The following is an 18013-nucleotide window of genomic DNA, read 5'->3' as shown; positions in this document are numbered from 1 at the left end:
CGTATTGACGGGGATTTTTTATGGCCAATCATTTATCCGATGACTGGTTAATTTTGCAGCATGGTTTAAAAATTGCTATAGAAATCATCTATTGATAACAGAATGCATCTGATGGGGATTTCTAGTTTATGTTGTCGCGCTTTTTTATTTACCGTCCCAAATTTGCAGCAGTTATTGCGATTTTCATGATGAGCCTGGGAATATTTGCCCTGCAAAAAATTCCCGTTGAACATATGCCGAATATGGATGCGCCAGCACTAGGAGTTTATGCAGGCTATCGTGGAGCATCGGCAGAAACTGTTGAGCAATCGGTCACCCAGATTCTGGAACAGGCAGTCAAAGGGATTGAAGGCCTGGAAACCTTTCATTCCAGCAGTTCGGTAGGACGTGCTCAACTTGATTTGCAATTTGAACAAGGGGTCGATCTGGATCAAGCCCAGTTACAGGTGCAAAACGCCGTCAATGGTGTACTGGGTCGCTTGCCGGAAGAAACCCAGCAAGGCGGGGTCAATGTCTATAAGTCAGGTTATGATCAGTTTGCACTGTTAAGTTTATATGATGAGAGTGGTCAAAGTACTGTGACCGAACTTTCAGATTATTTGATGGTACATGTAGAACCTCGTCTGTCACGTATTGAGGGTATGGGGGAGATCGAGCTGTATGGTGCTGGCTATGCCATGCGGATCTGGCTCAATCCCCACAAGTTAAATCAATTCAACCTGATGCCCAGCGATATCCGTAATGCCATAGAAACCCAGAATGCACCATTGGCTTCAGGTGCGATAGGCGGTTTGCCAACCCTCGAGGGTCAATATCTCAATGCCAAGGTAAGTGGTGGTTCACGTTTAAGTAGTGTTCAGGAATTTGAAAAGATCATTGTGAAAACGACTGATTCCGGTTCATTGCTGTATTTAAAAGATGTTGCGCGAGTAGAACTTGGTGCAGAAAGTTATAACCACATTAACTATACCAATGGTCAGTTATCTTCAGCTTTATCCATTACTTTGGCCCCTCGTAGTAATGCCCTTGCTGTCTCGGAGCAGATTCAGGCGGTATTAAAAAATGCGCAAGCCAATTTGCCGCCACACTATCAGTTGCGTATGACCATGGATAAAACGCCCTTTATTACCGGTTCCATTGAACAGGTGGCCAAAACACTGGTTGAAGCCATTTTTCTGGTGATTATCGTGATGTTTATCTTCCTGCAGAACTGGCGTGCCACCATTATTCCTGCTGTCACCATTCCGATTGTGGTTCTGGCCACGTTTGCCGTGTTGTATGTTTTGGGGATGACCCTGAACAGTTTTACCTTATTCGCCCTGATTCTGGCGATTGGCCTATTGGTGGATGATGCCATTGTCGTGGTTGAAAATATTGAACGGCTGATGCATGAAGAAAATCTGGATGCCAAAGCTGCGGCCTTAAAGTCGATGCAGGAAATGAGCGGGGCACTGGTCGGCATTACATTGGTGTTGACCGCAGTATTCATTCCCATGGCATTCTTTGGCAGTATCACCGGCGTGATTTATCGGCAATTTTCTATCACTTTGGTGGTGGCCATGTTGCTGTCATTATTCGTTGCCTTGATTATTACCCCGACATTTGCAGCACAACTGCTTAAACGCAAAACTCATCAAGCACGCTGGGCGCGAAGTTTTAATCGTGGTATGGATCGGCTCAATGCAGGCTACCAGAAAGTGTCTGCAGGAAGTATGCGATTTAAATTCGGCATGTTGGCATTGTTCGGTATCTGTATCCTGGGGTTTGGATGGGTCTATAAAAATTTACCCGAAGGTTTAATGCCTACTGAAGACATGGGCTTTGTGATGGGGAAGATCGTAATGCCAGGTAATGCGCCACGTTCCGAGATTGAGAAAGTGGGACGTGAAGTACAAGACTATTTAATGCAGCATGAATCGGAACGTATCAAGAGTATCGGCGTCTGGTATAGCGGAAATAACGTCGGTGTGGGGCCTTATCGTGGGCAGCTCTTTGTGGTATTGAAGGACTGGGCAGCACGTAAAAATCCCGAAGATTCGGTTTTTGCCATGGTAGATCGCGCCCAGAAACACTTTGCCAATCATGCCAATGCCCAGATTTTCTTTATGGCTCCGTCCATGTCGAGTAATGGGCGAGTTGTAGATTTCTGGTTACAAGATTTGGATTATAAAGGGGCCGGGTTTTTACAGGAGGCATTTGGCCAGATTGAGTCACGCGCCCAAGGACAAGCATCCATTGAATTTTTACAGTTGGACCAGCCCAAAGAGAGTGCTGAGCTAAATATGCAACTCGATATTGAGCGCGTATTGAAGCATGCTATTCCTCAGCAAAATGTCAACACTACTTTGGCTGCAGCGTGGGGTGGTACCTATATCAATGACTTTATTGATCGTGGGCAGATTAAGCGTGTCATTATGCAGGGTGAAGCTGAATACCGTTCCAAACCTGAAGACCTGGCCTATTGGCATGTCAGAAATAACCAAGGTGAAATGTTGTCTTTTAACCAGTTTAGCAGCCTTAACTGGCAGGGTGGTCCAAACAGTATTAACCGTTATATGGGCTATAATGCCGTTCCGGTCTATGCCGGTATTCCAAAAGACAAATTCTCCAGTCAGACCATGCAGGATGTTGAAACATTGGTCGATGAACAGGAAGGTGTGAACCTGGCCTGGAGCGGAGCCGCACTGGAAGAAAAGCGTAGCAGTGGTCAGGCCATTTTCCTTTACATTATTTCTATCGCATTTATTTTCCTGTGCTTAACGGCTTTATATGAAAGTTGGACTATTCCTGCGGCAGTCATCAGTGCCATTCCATTAGGGGTAGGTGGCAGTATCTTATTTTGCTGGGCTTTTGGTTTCGCCAATGACATCTTTTTCCACATTGCTTTACTGACGACCATCGGCCTGTCCTGTAAAAATGCCATTTTGATTGTGGAGTTTGCCGCACAGGCAGAGCAGGCAGGCAAAACCACCATGGCTGCAGCTTTGGAGGGCGCAAGTTTACGCTTACGTCCTATTTTGATGACCTCTATAGCCTTTGCTGCCGGTGTACTTCCTCTGATTTTTGCGACAGGGGTGAGTGCGATTAGCCGTCAGGAAATTGGTGCCAGTGTTTTTGGAGGGGTTATTTTTGCGACCATTCTGGTACTGTTCTTTATTCCATTTATGTTTGTCTTGATTCGAACTCTGTTTCGTGTCAAAGCAACAAATAAAGTTATACAAATCAATCAAGAAAATCAGGAATACTCACTCTAGGGCGGGTAGCTTTCATACCTGCAGCAAATAATGGGATGGGAATGCAGCATCAAGAAAAAATACAGCAGTTACATGAGAGTCTGCTTACTGGGAACAATAATATTCACCAACTTCTACAGCAGTTAAACATTGCCGATCAGGCCAGAATTTTGTCGGAACTTGGACCTGCGGAACGCTATCTGCAATTTCAGCAGCTAGAGCGGCAGGCCGAGGTACTGGAGTTCTTGCCACTGGCCATGCAAATCCAGTTGGCTTACCAGTTTCCTCCAGATCAGCTGGCCAGTCTGATGGATGCCATGCATTCAGATGATTTTATTGATTTATATAAGCAGATGCCTTATGAAATACAGCAGCAATTACTGGGCAAGCTGTCTACCCAGTCGCTGCAGGTGCTGCGAGAGCTGCATGCCTATCCGGAGGAAACGGCTGGTGCCTTAATGAGTTCGGACTTTATCACACTGGCGCCGGAACTTAATATGCATCAGGCGATCGAAGTATTACGTGAAATTGCCGGAAATCATGACACCTTATATCTGATTTATATTGTAGATGCACAGCAGCATCTACTGGGTGTGATTTCCTTGCGGCAGATTATACAGGCAGCGCCGGATGCCACGATTGCCGAAGTCATGACTACGGATGTGGTGTATGCCACAGTCGATGAAGACCAGGAACAGGTCGCCCGTACCTTGGCCTATTATGATTTTATTGCCTTACCGGTAGTCGATGCTGCACAGAAGCTGGTCGGCATTATTACCTATGATGATGCCATGGATATTGCGGAGGCTGAAAGTACCGAGGATATTTTAAAATCTGGTGCCGTCACACCTTTGAACGAACTCAGTCTGAAAACTGCACCGATCTTTAGCCTGTATCAGAAACGGGTATTCTGGCTGGTGATACTGGTTTTCGGGAGTCTATTGTCTGGAATTGGGATTGCGCATTTTGAAGAGATTATCGCCTCCCATATTGTGCTGGTATTTTTCCTGCCTCTACTGGTCGGCAGTGGCGGAAATGCCGGTTCGCAGTCCGCTACCTTGATGGTGCGCGCCCTGGCCACAGGCGATGTACAGTTTAAGGACTGGTTTAGTCTGCTTGGACGTGAATCTCTGGTTGCCTTATGTCTGGGAGGCACCATGGCGATTGCCGTATCCATCTTGGGGTATATAAGAGGTGACTGGATGGTCGCTGTGGTGCTGGCCATCAGTATGCTCGGAATTGTGTTGATGGGCTGTCTGATCGGCATGAGTCTGCCTTTTATTTTAAATAAACTCAAACTTGATCCTGCCAGTGCTTCGGCGCCGTTGGTGACTTCCATCTGCGATGCTACTGGTGTGATTCTGTATTTATTTGTGGCTTCCAAATTATTGTTTTAATTCACAGATTGATACATCAGCGTATAAAAAATACTTTATGCTCAAGAAAATCAGCATTATTTCTGGAATAACCTATGCCTGAGCCTGGACAAAAACCAAAACTAAGCCAACAAGAGGTGATACGTCTGGAACGTGATCTGGCCAAGTTTGCCAATATGATGGATTCAGTGGTGCGTATTCCGTTTACCAAGCAAGGCGTGGGGGCAGATGCGGCTTTAAGTACGATTCCGGTTGCTGGAGATATTGCCGGTTTTGTGTTGACCTGTTATGCCATTCATAAGGCCAAACAGATCGGGGTACCGAGTGCCAAACTCAATCCGGTCATGAAGCTGGCAGTAATGGATGCAGTGGTTGGATTTATTCCTGTGGCTGGTACCGTCTTTGATATTTTTATCCGGCCGAGTCGCAAGGCGCTGGATGTCGTGCATCTGCATATACGTGAGGAATATCAGATTAGCAGCGACCGGCATGTGGTACATCCATTTCTGCATGAAAGTCTGGAACGTAAACAGCAGCAATCTGCTTTCTGGCGGAATCGTGTCGTGGCCTGGATCTGGATTTATATCCCGGATATTTTGGGCACCATATTCCTGATCCTGTTTGTTTTCGCGATCGGATGGGGCATTATGGCGCTGTATCAATGGATCAGCTGATTAAATTGAGCTAAAGAATACGCGAATGAATCCAATAAAAAAGCCTGCAATTACTGCAGGCTTTTTTGAATTAATATGGGTATTACTTGTGCATGTTTTAGATTAAGCACAATCAAGCTGTTGTAATGCAGCGACACGCTGTTCGATGCTTGGATGCGTCTGGAACAATGCAGCAAGGCTAAAACCTTCCTCTTTACCCGCAGAAATCGCAAATGCTTTCATTTCTTTCGGCATGGCATCTGGCATTTCAGATTCTGCCTGTAAGCGTAGTAATGCTGAAATCATGGCCTGTTTACCAGCCAGACGTGCACCTGCTTCATCGGCACGGTATTCACGGTGGCGCGAGAACCACATCACAATAGACGACGCAAGAATACCGAACACGATATCTAGCACAATAGTAATCACGAAATAGGCAATACCCGGAGCTTCACCATCTTCACGACCAAAGACATTGCGATCAATAAAATCACCTGCGACACGTGCGAAGAACATTACAAAGGCGTTCACCACACCCTGGATCAGGGCAAGAGTCACCATATCGCCATTGGCAACGTGACCGATTTCATGCGCCAATACAGCACGAAGTTCGTCTTTGTTCATACGCTCAAGCAAGCCGGTTGATACCGCAACTAGAGCATCGTTTTTATTCCAGCCAGTGGCAAAGGCATTGGACTGGTAAGAAGGGAAAATACCCACTTCCGGCATTTTAATGCCTGCACGCTGAGAAAGCTGTGCAACTTCATGGAGTAACCAGGCTTCAGCTTGGTTACGAGGAGCATTCGGGTCAATCAGTTCAGTACCCGTGGTTTTTTTCGCCATCCATTTAGACATGAACAGGGAAATGATTGAGCCGACCATACCGAACACAAAACAGATGACCAACAGGTTGCCTAGATTCAGGCCACCTGCGCCATGGTAACTACCGACACCGAAGAGTGACAAGATAATGCCAGCTACAACCAGTACCGCGAGGTTGGTTAGCAAGAACAAACCAATCCGCATCATTGAGAAATCCTCTTATTACAGAAAAATAATCTGATTATTAAATGTAAATCATTGAAATCAATATGAGGCGAAATTGAGAAGAATTCAAGGAAAAAATAGCATTTGGCTACAAAAAATACAGGGTATTTTTTGTTCGAATTAAAACATAGGTGTTTAAAAATAAAGCTGTTTAGAGATTATTCACTCAAATAGATCTTTGCTGATGCCGTTGCATTTGCAGTGGCATAAGAGCCTGCGGGTGCATCCGTGAAACTGCCATCGGCCTGTGCGATGATCTGACGCTGATACTTGGCAGCCTGAATATTGGAAGCGGTGGTGGAGCCCGTGGAGTAATTGTCGGAGCTGGCAATAATACGCCCCTGACTCGACGCAGGGCTAGGTGAAATACTATTGGTGCTCAGGCCTTCGGTATACAGATTCTGATAGCGACTGGTCACACGGCGCACATAGTCCTGGGTTTCACGAAAGGGCGGAATACCACCGTATTTGCTGACATTGCCTTCACCGGCATTATAACCAGCCAGTGCCAGACTGGTATTGCCATTAAAACGTTTCAATAACCAGGCCAGATATTTGGCGCCCGCCATAATATTCTGCTGGGGATCATAGGCATTGCTGACATTAAAACGACGGGCAGTGGCCGGCATGAGTTGCATTAGGCCCTGTGCACCGACTGGTGAACGCGCATGTACATTGAAACCAGATTCAGTATGCATCACGGCTTTAATCAAGCCTTCAGAAACGCCATAAGTTTGGGATGCCTGACGGATAATCGAGTCATAAGCATTTTTATTTCTACTATAGCTAGGCAACACCGAAGCTTCACTAGAGCCCCAGTTGCTATAACTGTGAATATTGCTGTCTGGATAATAAGTCTTCTTTTCTACCTGTAAGTGATTATAGCGACTTTTCTTGTTAGTCAATAAAGTACTGCCATTACTGTCACGTAACTGATAAATCGTTTGACCGGCATAAACAAAATGACAACAACTTGCCAATAGCAAGCCGCTGATCCCATAACGCCCCAAAACATGTACATTTATTTTCATTGTTTATATTAAGTAAACACAATAGAGAAAAATTTAATCAAGAGTTTAACAAAAAATTACGGAATGAAAAGACTTGTGCGCTGCATTTATAAACGAGTTTGTAAATGCAAGTCATTTTTTACATTTTAGCAGTAGAAAAAAAAATATGATTTAATTTAAAACCTTAGGCTTGACAGGTATAAGTTATTGATTTTTATATATAATTAAATTGATCAAAAAATGATCAATTTAAAGAAAAGCCTTATCTTTTGAGCCGGACAAGTTGTCAAGCCTGTTTCAATCCACAAAGTTATCCACAGCTTTTGTGGACAACTGTGGAAAAGTCCAAAAGATAAGCATTTTGCCTAAAAATTGAACGCAATCGTTCAATATATCAATCTAAATAAAACATGAAAATGAAATTAATAAGACATTTTCATGAAAATAAATTCTTTTGATGCGATACGGGGCCGAATCGGCTAAAATTGCGCGGTATTTTTATTTATGGGTTAATCTCGTCTATGTACTCGCCAGTTGAGTCCGAACAAGGATTTAATTTCAAACCTGAATTGCCAACAAGCTCAGCCTACTACCGTTTGTTAAAGAAGCTTCGCCGCCAGGTCGGACATGCCATTCGTGACTTCAAGATGATTGAAGAAGGCGATAAGGTCATGGTGTGTATTTCTGGTGGTAAAGACAGTTATACCCTGCTAGATATCCTGCTGCAGTTCAAGCGTATCGCACCGATCAACTTCGATGTGGTGGCCGTCAATCTGGACCAGAAACAGCCAGGTTTTCCGGAAGATGTATTGCCGCGTTATTTAGAAGAAAATAACATTCCGTATTACATTCTGGAAAAAGACACGTACAGCATCACCAAGAAGCTGACACCTGAAGGCAAAACCTATTGCGCCGTCTGTTCGCGTTTGCGTCGTGGTTCTTTATACGGTTTTGCACAAGAAATTGGTGCGACCAAAGTTGCTTTAGGCCATCATCGTGATGATATCTTGGCGACTTTTTTCCTGAACCTGTTCCATGGCGGCAGCTTGAAGGCGATGCCACCGAAACTGCTGTCTTCAGACAAAAAGAATATTCTGATTCGTCCACTGGCATATGTGGAAGAAAAAGACATCATCAAATATGCAGAAATGCGCCAATTTCCAATTATTCCATGTAATTTATGTGGCTCTCAGGATAATCTGCAGCGCGCAATTATCAATGACATGTTACGTGATTGGGATAAAGCACATCCAAAACGTCTACATAGTATTTTTGGTGCCTTGCAAAATGTCTCGCCATCGCAGCTGGTCGATCGTGAATTATTTGATTTTGAAGTGCTGGACAGCCAGCGTGAATTCGACTTCAAAGGCAGTGATTCGACTGAAGAAGCCGTGGAAGGGGAGAATCGCCGGATCAATATGGTCAATCTGGGCTTTGCTGCAGAATAGTTTGAGAATTTGCAGACATTGGCCTACAGGTTGATGTCTGTGCTGTAAATATAAATAAAACAGAACTACAAAAATTGAACGGGGCGTACAAAATTCGTTAGCCTTTGCGCTAATGATCATGATATAACAAAGCACAAGCATAATAGCTTCAACATGATGTCGTCTGGATAGCCGACACAAATGAACAAATAATTTGAGGAAAGATCATGCCTGCTTTTTTAACTGATGATTGGTTTTCAACTGTAGAAACTCTAACAGCGCAAGCTGGCGATTTGAATCTGCCACCGGCTTTGGCGAACCTTGCGATTAATTTGGTTGTAGCAGACACTACAGGTAATACTGAACTCTCTTTAGATGGTGGGGCAATCAAAAAAGGTTTGTCTTCAAACGCCAAAACCACGTTGAATATGGATGGCGAAACCTTACGTAAAGTTTTCCTGGAATTTGACATGGCTGCTGCAATGCAGGCGTTCATGACTGGCAAAATCAAAGTACAGGGCGATATGTCACAATTGATGGCACTTCAAACTGCCAAGCCAAGTCAGGAACAGAAAGACTTGTTCAAGAAAGTGCTTGAAAATACTACGGCTTAATTCTTGCTTGGATTGGCTCGAATAAAGACGAAAAAAGCTTACCCTAAGGTAAGCTTTTTTTATGGCATGGTGTTCAATGCGCAGGGTTAACCTAGATATTCACCAATTGCGGTGTGGTCTTGATATGTTCCAGATAAGCACGAATACGGGTTACATATTGTACTGCTTGACGGTAACGACCATTATTGGCTTTATTCTGATCCAGATAGGCATATAGGTTGACCCAGTTATCCGGGTTCTTGCCTTGCGACTGGATACGTTTTTGCAACTGATTCACTGCACCTGGGCCCATATTATAAGCTACTAGTGCAAACCAGTTCCGATCTGGAAATGGAATATGATCATAGCGACTAAGCATTTGATCATAATATTTGGCACCACCCTGAATACTTTGAGCCGGATCAGTACGGTTACTCACGCCCATTGCTTTGGCTGTACTGTTGGTCAGCATCATCAAGCCGCGAACACCTGTTGGAGAAACCGAATTTGGTTTCAGATAAGATTCCTGATAACCAATGGCTGCCAGTAAATGCCAATCCAGATCATATTGCTGTGCGGTCTGTTTAAAGCTGGCTTTATACATCGGCAGTCGGTTGCTCAAGTCACGTTGAATGGTTGTCCAGGATTCCTCTTTCACCACATTCTGATTATAAAATGAAGCAAGCTGCTTGATGGCACCGCTTTGTTTGCCTTTACAGATAAACGCACTGGCAGTCTGGCTTAAAGGATCGGTGGCAGATTTAAATACCAGATTTAAATTGGTATTCAGGCCATTATTTACCAGAATTGACTGATCTCCACACGTGGCTGAAAATGAGGTCAATTTCTTATTTTCAATTGCACTTAAATCGGTCGTGGTCATGGCCAGGTTGGCTTTACCCTGCGCAACCCACTGTAGGGCGGTCTGATTGTCAGGAACAATCTTAAAATCGAGCTTTACATTCAGGCTGTTGGCATAGTTGCGAACCAGATCATAACCAAAGCCATGCAGATGTTGCCCATCCTGAAATACAGTAGTCGGATTCGCAATCGCAACTACGGTTAACTTATTGCTGTTTACCACATGATCAAACTGGAGTGTGGTCTTACTTGCATTGATACTGTGTAGTGGAATAAATGCAGTGCTCAGTACAAGTACTTTCAAAGGGAGAGAGGAAATTACAGATCTTAGGCAAAGCCTCGACCCAGTGGATGAACTACTGTGCATGTTGTCTCCGCTACAAAGTAATTTATGCCCTAAAAATCACAGCTAAAACAGCCAGAGATTTTAACAGTTTGATAAATTCAATAAGGGTTGGGCAGTCATGACGTCATTCAAAATGACAAGAGATTTAAAGATAATTATGTAGAAAAACTACATAGTTTAAAAAGTAAGCATATCCGGAAATTGTTGGCATATTAATGATCTGAAAAACGATTGTCAAATTTTGTACACAAATTATTTTTAAAAATAATTTTAAATTATTGAAATATAATAGTAATATTTTTTGAAATTTGGCATTGTTTTAAAATGGTAAATAAAATAAGCTGTTTGTGAGTTAAAACAGTGAAAATATGATCAGCAAGATGTATGAAATCTAACTTAATTACTCGTGGCGGACACGATAAATTGGTGGCAGAACTTAAGAATCTCTGGCATGAAGAACGTCCGGAAATTACCAAAAAAGTGAATTGGGCAGCCAGTCTCGGTGACCGTTCTGAAAATGCGGATTACCAGTACAACAAGCAACTTTTACGCAAAATTGACCGCCGGGTTCGCTATTTGGGAAAACGTCTGGAAGAGCTGAGAATTGTCGATTTTTCTCCAGAGCAGGCAGGCAAGGTCTATTTTGGCGCCTGGGTGGGCATTGAAAATGAAGAAGGTGAACAAAAGACTTTGCGCATTGTAGGAGTAGATGAAATTTATGATCATCATCCGCAGCATATTTCGATTGATTCGCCGATGGCACGCGCCTTACTGGGCAAGCAGATTGATGATGAGGCCGAGGTGCTGACACCCTCTGGAAAGAAGCTCTGGTTCATTAATTCAATTCGCTATGAAAAGCCAGAAAATTCAGAAGATTAATTGAATTGATTTTATTTTGTGCAGTTGATTCGGTAAAAGCATAAAAATATTTGCCAAGCATGATTTTTGTTTATATTATGTCGGCCATGGAAGCGTGGCAGAGCGGTTTAATGCACCGGTCTTGAAAACCGACGAGGGTGTGAGTCCTCCGTGAGTTCGAATCTCACCGCTTCCGCCAAATTTTAAAAACCCAGTCAATTTGACTGGGTTTTTTTATGTCTCAATATTTTTCGATTGTTGATCGGACTGGATGCCGAATGTGGTTATTTCTCTCATCATTCTCTACTGAGTTAAATTCAACTCAAGATCATTTCAAGATTCAAATCTTTGAATGGAAATACTCAGGTTGGCTTTGATTTCGGATGATTTTTAGCTGAATAAACTGCTTTTTATAGAAGTTTCGCTAAATTTTATTGCCAAAAATCTGATTTATTTATATTATGTCGGCCATGGAAGCGTGGCAGAGCGGTTTAATGCACCGGTCTTGAAAACCGACGAGGGTGTGAGTCCTCCGTGAGTTCGAATCTCACCGCTTCCGCCAAATTTTAAAACCCCAGTCGAAAGATTGGGGTTTTTCTTTTTAAGCTGCAAATACTGAATCTTAAATTCCTCAGTTCTGAAATCAAGCTACCAAATCTTGAAAATTGACACATCAGCCAAATATAGAGTCAGAAGCATCAACGCGCTATCATACGCCCAAGCATCATATGGATCTCATTATGAAAATTGTCGCAGATGAAAATCTGGCATTTACCGATTACTTTTTTTCCGAGTTTGGTGATATTCAACATCGTGCAGGACGAACCTTAAGCGCTGATGATGTCAAAGATGCTGATAGCTTGCTGGTACGTTCAGTGACTCAGGTCAATGAAGCACTGCTAAAGAATAGTTCGATCAAATTTGTAGGAAGTGCCACCATCGGCACAGATCATTTGGATATTGCTGCATTAGAACAGCATGGGATTCAATGGAGTAATGCAGCCGGCTGTAATGCGCAAGCAGTGGCTGAATATGTGATTACCGCGTTATTGCAGGTGCGTCCTGAATTAATCGATGCCAATGCGACATTTACCTTGGGTATTGTCGGTTTGGGTAATGTTGGAATCCGACTGGCCTACATGGCGAAGCTCTTGGGCTGGCGCGTGATTGGCTATGATCCTTTGGTGCAAAGAGAGCAGGTTGATCAAGTTGAATTTCATGAATTATTGCAGCAGGCGGATGCAATTTCGATTCATGTCCCTTTAACCATAACAGGCGCATATCCAACCTATCATTTATTTAATGCTGCTTCGCTGGCGCACATGCGGCCTGATGCAATCCTGATTAATTCAGCACGTGGGCCAGTCATTGAAGAAGCCGCGCTGATCCAGGATATACAGGCGACACATCGCACCGTGGTTTTGGATGTTTTTGAGCATGAGCCGCTGATTTCAGCAGAACTTCTGGATCTGGTGACTTTGGTCACTCCGCATATTGCCGGCTATAGTCTGGAAGGCAAGGCACGTGGTACCCAGATGATCTACGAAGCTTTTTGTCACACTTTCGGTTTTGCGGCCAATAAACAGTTTGAATCCCAGCTGCCTGTCTGTGAGCAGTTTTTTCAGGGGCAGGATTTAAAAATGGCATTGCAACAGCATTTATCCCAAATTTATGACATTGCTCGTGATGATGCCAATCTACGTGCCTGTCTCAAAGAAGGTAAAGTCGATCAGCAGGCATTTGATCATTTACGTAAAACCTACCCACTACGTCGTGAGTGGGCAGCACATGGTGGGCCGAAGGCATGATGATGACATATCAACCCACTTGTGACCTTCAAGCCATGCATGCGCGTGCGAATTTATATCGTCAAATCCGTCAGTTTTTTGCTGAGCGCGATGTATTAGAAGTCGAAACACCGATTTTATCTCAAGCCGGTGTGACCGATGTGCATTTGACTTCGGTACAGGCCCAGCGTCATGTGCTGGGTAAAGCGCATACACATTATTTGCAGACCTCACCTGAATTTGCCATGAAGCGCTTATTGGCAAGTGGTTCTGGACCCATTTACCAGATCTGTAAAGTTTTCCGTGATGATGAGCATGGGCGTAAGCACAATAGCGAATTCACCATGCTGGAATGGTATCGTCCGGGGTTCAGTTTAAAAGATCTGATGTTTGAAGTATCTGATCTGTTGAATGTGACCTTGAAAGCACGTTTTGGCGAAATCCGTCCGACCATTCTGAGTTATAAGAATGCATTTATGGATCGTCTGGATCTCAATCCGCTTCAGGCAACTATACAAGAACTGAAAGACTGCTGCCGCCGCGTCGGTCTCAATCTGGATTTAGGCGAGGATCGTCTCGCTTATATCGACCTGTTATTTTCACATATGGTTGAACCTAGTCTGGGGTTTGATACCGCAGTATTCCTGACCGATTTTCCCCCTGAAATGGCTTCTTTGGCCAAAACCCGAATCGATGAAGATGGTGAACTGGTCGCCGCACGTTTTGAACTGTATATCGAAGGTTTAGAATTGGCCAATGCTTATAATGAGCTGATTGATGCCGAGGTATTGCGTTCGCGCTTTGAGGCAGATAATGCTGAACGAGCCAAACTTGGCTTGCATGTCATGCCCATCGATGAATATTTACTGGCGGCTTTACCGAAGATGCCGGAATGTTCAGGAATTGCTTTGGGAATTGACCGTTTGTTGATGATTGCAACTAATCAAATGAAACTGGAGCAAGTAATCAGCTTTCCGGCAGATATTTCCTGATGGTACTGATTCAATATTTCTTAATTTTTTTGTGATAAAGAGAAACTAAGCCATTAAAAAAGCACCCGAAGGTGCTTTTTTATTATTCAATCGCTACGGTTTGTTGCGCTTTGAGCTGACCAAGTGCCTGAATCCGTCGTTCAATCAGCATTTCGCCAATATCCGGACCCTGAATATCGGCAGGAAGGTCTTGTGCCTTGATGGCACGTACGGTCTGCATAGCATCAAGAATATACTGTGCTTGTGGATAAGCACGATCTTCCAGACCCAGGCGGCCACGTGAATCACATTCACAAGCCTGTACAAAAGCTTCAACACGTTCAGGGCGACGTAATACATCCAGGCGTTGTAATAATCGCCATAAAGTTCCCGGTTTAAGATTGAAGGCCTGATGACATTTCAGATGTTCTTTGCACACCGCCAAAGCCAGTTGCTTGGTATAAGTCGGCACTTTTAAACGCTCACACAGTTCATTCACTGGTTTAATGCCACGTTCTTCATGCATGATATGTCGCGGTAATTCTTCAAGCGGCGTTAAAGCCTTGCCTAAATCATGCACTAAAACGGCAAAACGTACATCCAGGCTGTAGTTTTGACGGCAAGCTTGCTGTAAGGACATCATGGTGTGAATGCCACAGTCAATTTCCGGATGATATTCAGGACGTTGCGGAATGCCATATAAGGCATCAATCTCAGGGAATAGCACCTTTAAAGCCCCACATTGACGTAATACTTCAAAATACACATCAGCATGACGTTCCGATAATGCACGCGAAGTTTCTTTCCAGACACGTTCAGGTATGAGCGCATTTAATTCGCCAGATTCAGTCAAGCGCTGCATCAATGCCATGGTTTCATCGGCAATCACGAAACCCGTACTGGTATAGCGTGCAGCAAACCGGGCAATCCGCAGTACCCGTAATGGATCTTCAACAAAAGCATCGGAAACATGACGTAGAATCCGGTTTTCCAGATCTTGCTGACCGCCATAAGGATCATAAATCTGACCAGCTTCATCCATGGCCATGGCATTAATGGTCAGATCACGCCGGATCAGATCTTGCTCCAAGGTAACGCTAACATCAGTATGAAACTCAAAACCATGGTAACCATGCCCAGATTTACGTTCAGTACGCGCCAGTGCATATTCTTCTTTTGTTTGGGGATGTAAAAAAACAGGAAAGTCTTTGCCTACTGGCTGATAGCCTAGCTCAAGCATTTGTGCGGGAGTTGTACCCACGACGACATAATCTTTTTCGTGATAGGGGTGTCCGAGCAAATGATCTCGAACGGCGCCGCCTACTAAATAAACTTGCATGAAAAAAACCTCTATTCTTAGAAGCATCATGCTACAGAATAGAGGTTTTCTCAAGTTAAGAAACGAGGCGAATGCGTCGTTATCTTGTCATTGGCTTAAAGTGCATCTTGTTCCGCTTGCTGGATTTCTGCCACAGTGAGCGCAGTCATATTGATCACACGGCGCGTAGTTGCAGTCGGTGTCAAGATGTGTACAGGTTTTGCAGCACCCAGAAGAATTGGTCCAATGGTCACATTGTTGCCTGAAGTTGCTTTTAACAGGTTAAACGAGATATTGGCAGCATCTAGATTCGGCATGATCAGCAGGTTTGCAGAGCCCTTGAAACGTGAATTCGGGAATGCAAACTGACGAATGTTTTCATCCAGTGCTGCATCACCATGCATTTCACCTTCAACTTCCAGCTCAGGCGCGATTTCAGACAGAATGTCATACACTTTGCGCATTTTTTGCGCGCTGGCATCATGCTGGTCTGAACCAAAGCTTGAATGAGAAAGCAGGGCAATACGTGGTGTCATACCAAAACGGCGCACTTCTTCAGCCGCCAGAATGGTCATTTCAGCCAGCTGTTCAGCCGTAGGATTGGTGTTGACATAGGTATCGGCGATGAACAGGTTGCGGTCTTCAAGCATCAAGGCATTCAAGGTAAAGAAAGTGTTATGACCATCTTTCTTGCCAATGATGTTGCTGACGAAGTCCAGATGAATATCGTAGCTTGAATAAGTACCACACAGCATACCGTCTGCCATGCCATGTTTTACCAACATCGCAGCGATCAGGGTAGAGCGGCGACGTGCTTCACGCTGTGCATATTCAGGCGTTACACCCTTGCGCTGCATGATATTGTAGTAATCATCCGCGAACATTTCATAGTTCGGGTTCTTTTCCTGATCAATGATAGTGATATTTACACCGTCTTCAAGGCGTAAACCCAGTTTCTTGATATTGGCTTCGATGACTGCCGGACGGCCTACCAGAATCGGTTTTGCCAGACCTTCATCCACAGCAATTTGTGCAGCACGTAATACACGCAGGTCTTCACCTTCAGCATAGGCAATGCGTTTAGGATCAGATTTCGCCTGTTCAAAGATCGGTTTCATGACGAATGCCGAGTTGTAGACAAACTCAGACAAACGTTGACGATACGCCGAGAAATCCTGAATTGGACGAGTTGCCACGCCAGAATCCATTGCAGCTTGTGCCACAGCAGGGGCAATCTCCAGAATCAGACGTTGATCCAGTGGACCAGGAATCAGGTATTCGCGGCCAAATGAAGCTGATTTTTCACCATAGGTTGCCGCATCGGCTTCAATATGCGCCATACGTGCAATTGCATGGACACAGGCAATTTTCATGTCTTCATTAATAGTGGTTGCACCCACATCCAGCGCACCACGGAAGATATACGGGAAGCACAGCGCGTTATTCACCTGGTTCGGATAGTCAGAACGGCCAGTCGCCATGATGACATCATCACGAACTTCATGTGCATGTTCAGGCAGGATTTCTGGATCCGGGTTCGCCAATGCAAAGATGATCGGATCTTTTGCCATGACCTTGACCATTTCTTTGGTCAGAATACCGGCAGCAGAAAGACCGAGGAACATGTCTGCGCCTGCAATCACGTCACCTAGCTGAGTAGCTTCAATGTCTTGCACATAAGCTTTCTTGGATTCATCCAGACCTTCACGATGCGTAGTCAGCAGACCGCGTGAATCGGCAACAATGATGTTCTCTTTTTTAGCACCTAGGGCGCAAAGCAGATTTAAGCAAGACAGTGCGGCAGCGCCCGCGCCTGAAGCCACAATCTTGATCTCTTCAATTTTTTTGCCATTAATTTCCAGGGCGTTAAGTAAAGCAGAACCGACAATGATCGAAGTGCCGTGCTGGTCATCATGGAATACTGGAATATTCATGCGTTCACGCAGTTTCTGCTCAATATAGAAACACTCTGGCGCCTTGATATCTTCTAGGTTAATCCCGCCAAAAGTCGGTTCTAATGCCGCGACAATATCTACAATTTTGTCTGGATCATTTTCAGCAATTTCAATATCGAATACATCCACACCAGCAAATTTTTTGAATAATACGCCTTTACCTTCCATCACCGGTTTAGAAGCCAAAGGACCAATATTACCCAAGCCCAGCACAGCCGTACCATTGGTTACTACAGCAACCAGGTTACCCCGTGCTGTATACAATGCAGCAGTTGAAGGGTCGCGTTCAATCTCAAGGCAAGGTGCAGCTACGCCAGGCGAGTAAGCAAGGGCCAAGTCACGTTGGTTGACCAATTGTTTGCTTGGTGTAACGCTGATTTTCCCCGGGGTAGGAAATTCGTGATAGTAAAGGGCCTGTTGCTTTAAAGATTGTTCGTCCATCAGTCTCTCGATCGTTGTAAAGATTACCCAGTCAGTGGGCAAAGAATTTATTTATGTTCCTGAATATACCATTTGTTAACCAGTTCGGACAGACAAAGACGGCCGTTTTTCCAACAAACTTATTGTGTCAAATATAG

At 44.3% G+C, this 18013-nt stretch carries 13 protein-coding genes and 2 tRNA genes; 10 read left to right on the top strand and 5 right to left on the bottom strand.

Annotated elements, in window-relative coordinates:
* The first annotated feature begins 128 nt into the window (after positions 1–128).
* From VXQ11_RS08990 to VXQ11_RS08980, 3 genes are all read left to right on the top strand, one after another.
* The gene (locus tag VXQ11_RS08990; RefSeq protein ID WP_416705866.1) at positions 129–3254 is read left to right on the top strand and encodes an efflux RND transporter permease subunit; all 3126 of its coding nucleotides are present in this window, start codon (positions 129–131) and stop codon (positions 3252–3254) included.
* A 41-nt stretch (positions 3255–3295) separates the two neighbouring features.
* Positions 3296–4630, top strand: coding sequence for a magnesium transporter (gene mgtE, locus VXQ11_RS08985; protein ID WP_416705865.1), 1335 nt, complete (start codon positions 3296–3298; stop codon positions 4628–4630).
* A 74-nt stretch (positions 4631–4704) separates the two neighbouring features.
* Positions 4705–5283 (top strand): DUF4112 domain-containing protein, encoded by a 579-nt coding sequence (locus VXQ11_RS08980; RefSeq protein WP_416705864.1) that lies wholly within the window; start codon positions 4705–4707, stop codon positions 5281–5283.
* Between the two features lie 102 nt (positions 5284–5385).
* On the opposite strand, the gene htpX is transcribed toward VXQ11_RS08980, so the two are convergent.
* Positions 5386–6291 (bottom strand): protease HtpX, encoded by a 906-nt coding sequence (htpX, locus tag VXQ11_RS08975; RefSeq protein WP_064096313.1) that lies wholly within the window; start codon positions 6289–6291, stop codon positions 5386–5388.
* A gap of 176 nt (positions 6292–6467) precedes the next feature.
* Positions 6468–7340: a lytic transglycosylase domain-containing protein gene (locus VXQ11_RS08970; protein ID WP_144724385.1), complete on the bottom strand. Its 873-nt coding sequence runs from the start codon at positions 7338–7340 to the stop codon at positions 6468–6470.
* 500 nt (positions 7341–7840) lie between these two features.
* Between VXQ11_RS08970 and ttcA the strand changes: the two genes are divergently transcribed.
* Both ttcA and VXQ11_RS08960 read left to right on the top strand, forming a co-directional pair.
* Positions 7841–8767 carry a tRNA 2-thiocytidine(32) synthetase TtcA gene (ttcA, locus tag VXQ11_RS08965; protein WP_064096311.1) on the top strand — a complete coding sequence of 309 codons (927 nt, stop codon included), beginning with the start codon at positions 7841–7843 and terminating at the stop codon, positions 8765–8767.
* A gap of 206 nt (positions 8768–8973) precedes the next feature.
* The gene (locus VXQ11_RS08960) at positions 8974–9360 is read left to right on the top strand and encodes an SCP2 sterol-binding domain-containing protein (protein ID WP_004280536.1); all 387 of its coding nucleotides are present in this window, start codon (positions 8974–8976) and stop codon (positions 9358–9360) included.
* 91 nt (positions 9361–9451) lie between these two features.
* On the opposite strand, the gene VXQ11_RS08955 is transcribed toward VXQ11_RS08960, so the two are convergent.
* A complete protein-coding gene (locus VXQ11_RS08955) occupies positions 9452–10567 on the bottom strand; it encodes a transglycosylase SLT domain-containing protein (protein WP_191730776.1) in 1116 nt (371 codons plus the stop codon).
* A 363-nt stretch (positions 10568–10930) separates the two neighbouring features.
* Between VXQ11_RS08955 and greB the strand changes: the two genes are divergently transcribed.
* The 5 genes from greB (at position 10931) to epmA (ending at position 14183) form a co-directional block, all read left to right on the top strand.
* Entirely contained in the window at positions 10931–11425 is a 495-nt protein-coding gene (greB, locus tag VXQ11_RS08950) for a transcription elongation factor GreB (protein ID WP_064096309.1), read from the top strand.
* 88 nt (positions 11426–11513) lie between these two features.
* Positions 11514–11603: transfer RNA gene (locus VXQ11_RS08945), tRNA-Ser, on the top strand.
* A 273-nt stretch (positions 11604–11876) separates the two neighbouring features.
* Positions 11877–11966: transfer RNA gene (locus VXQ11_RS08940), tRNA-Ser, on the top strand.
* Between the two features lie 178 nt (positions 11967–12144).
* Positions 12145–13212, top strand: a complete 1068-nt coding sequence (locus VXQ11_RS08935; RefSeq protein ID WP_144725253.1) for a 4-phosphoerythronate dehydrogenase — start codon at positions 12145–12147, stop codon at positions 13210–13212.
* Positions 13209–14183, top strand: a complete 975-nt coding sequence (gene epmA / locus VXQ11_RS08930; RefSeq protein WP_416705861.1) for an EF-P lysine aminoacylase EpmA — start codon at positions 13209–13211, stop codon at positions 14181–14183. The genes VXQ11_RS08935 and epmA overlap by 4 nt, the downstream gene beginning before the upstream one ends.
* Positions 14184–14265: 82 nt before the next feature.
* Here epmA and VXQ11_RS08925 read toward each other — a convergent pair whose 3' ends face one another.
* Both VXQ11_RS08925 and VXQ11_RS08920 read right to left on the bottom strand, forming a co-directional pair.
* Positions 14266–15501, bottom strand: coding sequence for a multifunctional CCA addition/repair protein (locus VXQ11_RS08925; protein WP_416705860.1), 1236 nt, complete (start codon positions 15499–15501; stop codon positions 14266–14268).
* A 95-nt stretch (positions 15502–15596) separates the two neighbouring features.
* A complete protein-coding gene (locus VXQ11_RS08920; RefSeq protein WP_064096305.1) occupies positions 15597–17876 on the bottom strand; it encodes an NADP-dependent malic enzyme in 2280 nt (759 codons plus the stop codon).
* Between the last annotated feature and the right edge of the window lie 137 nt (positions 17877–18013).

Source organism: Acinetobacter sp. 197, assembly GCF_048148385.1.
Classification (GTDB): Bacteria; Pseudomonadota; Gammaproteobacteria; order Pseudomonadales; family Moraxellaceae; genus Acinetobacter; species Acinetobacter pecorum.
The sequence above is the reverse complement of the archived record's forward strand: the minus strand, read 5'-3'. Positions and strand labels throughout refer to the sequence as shown.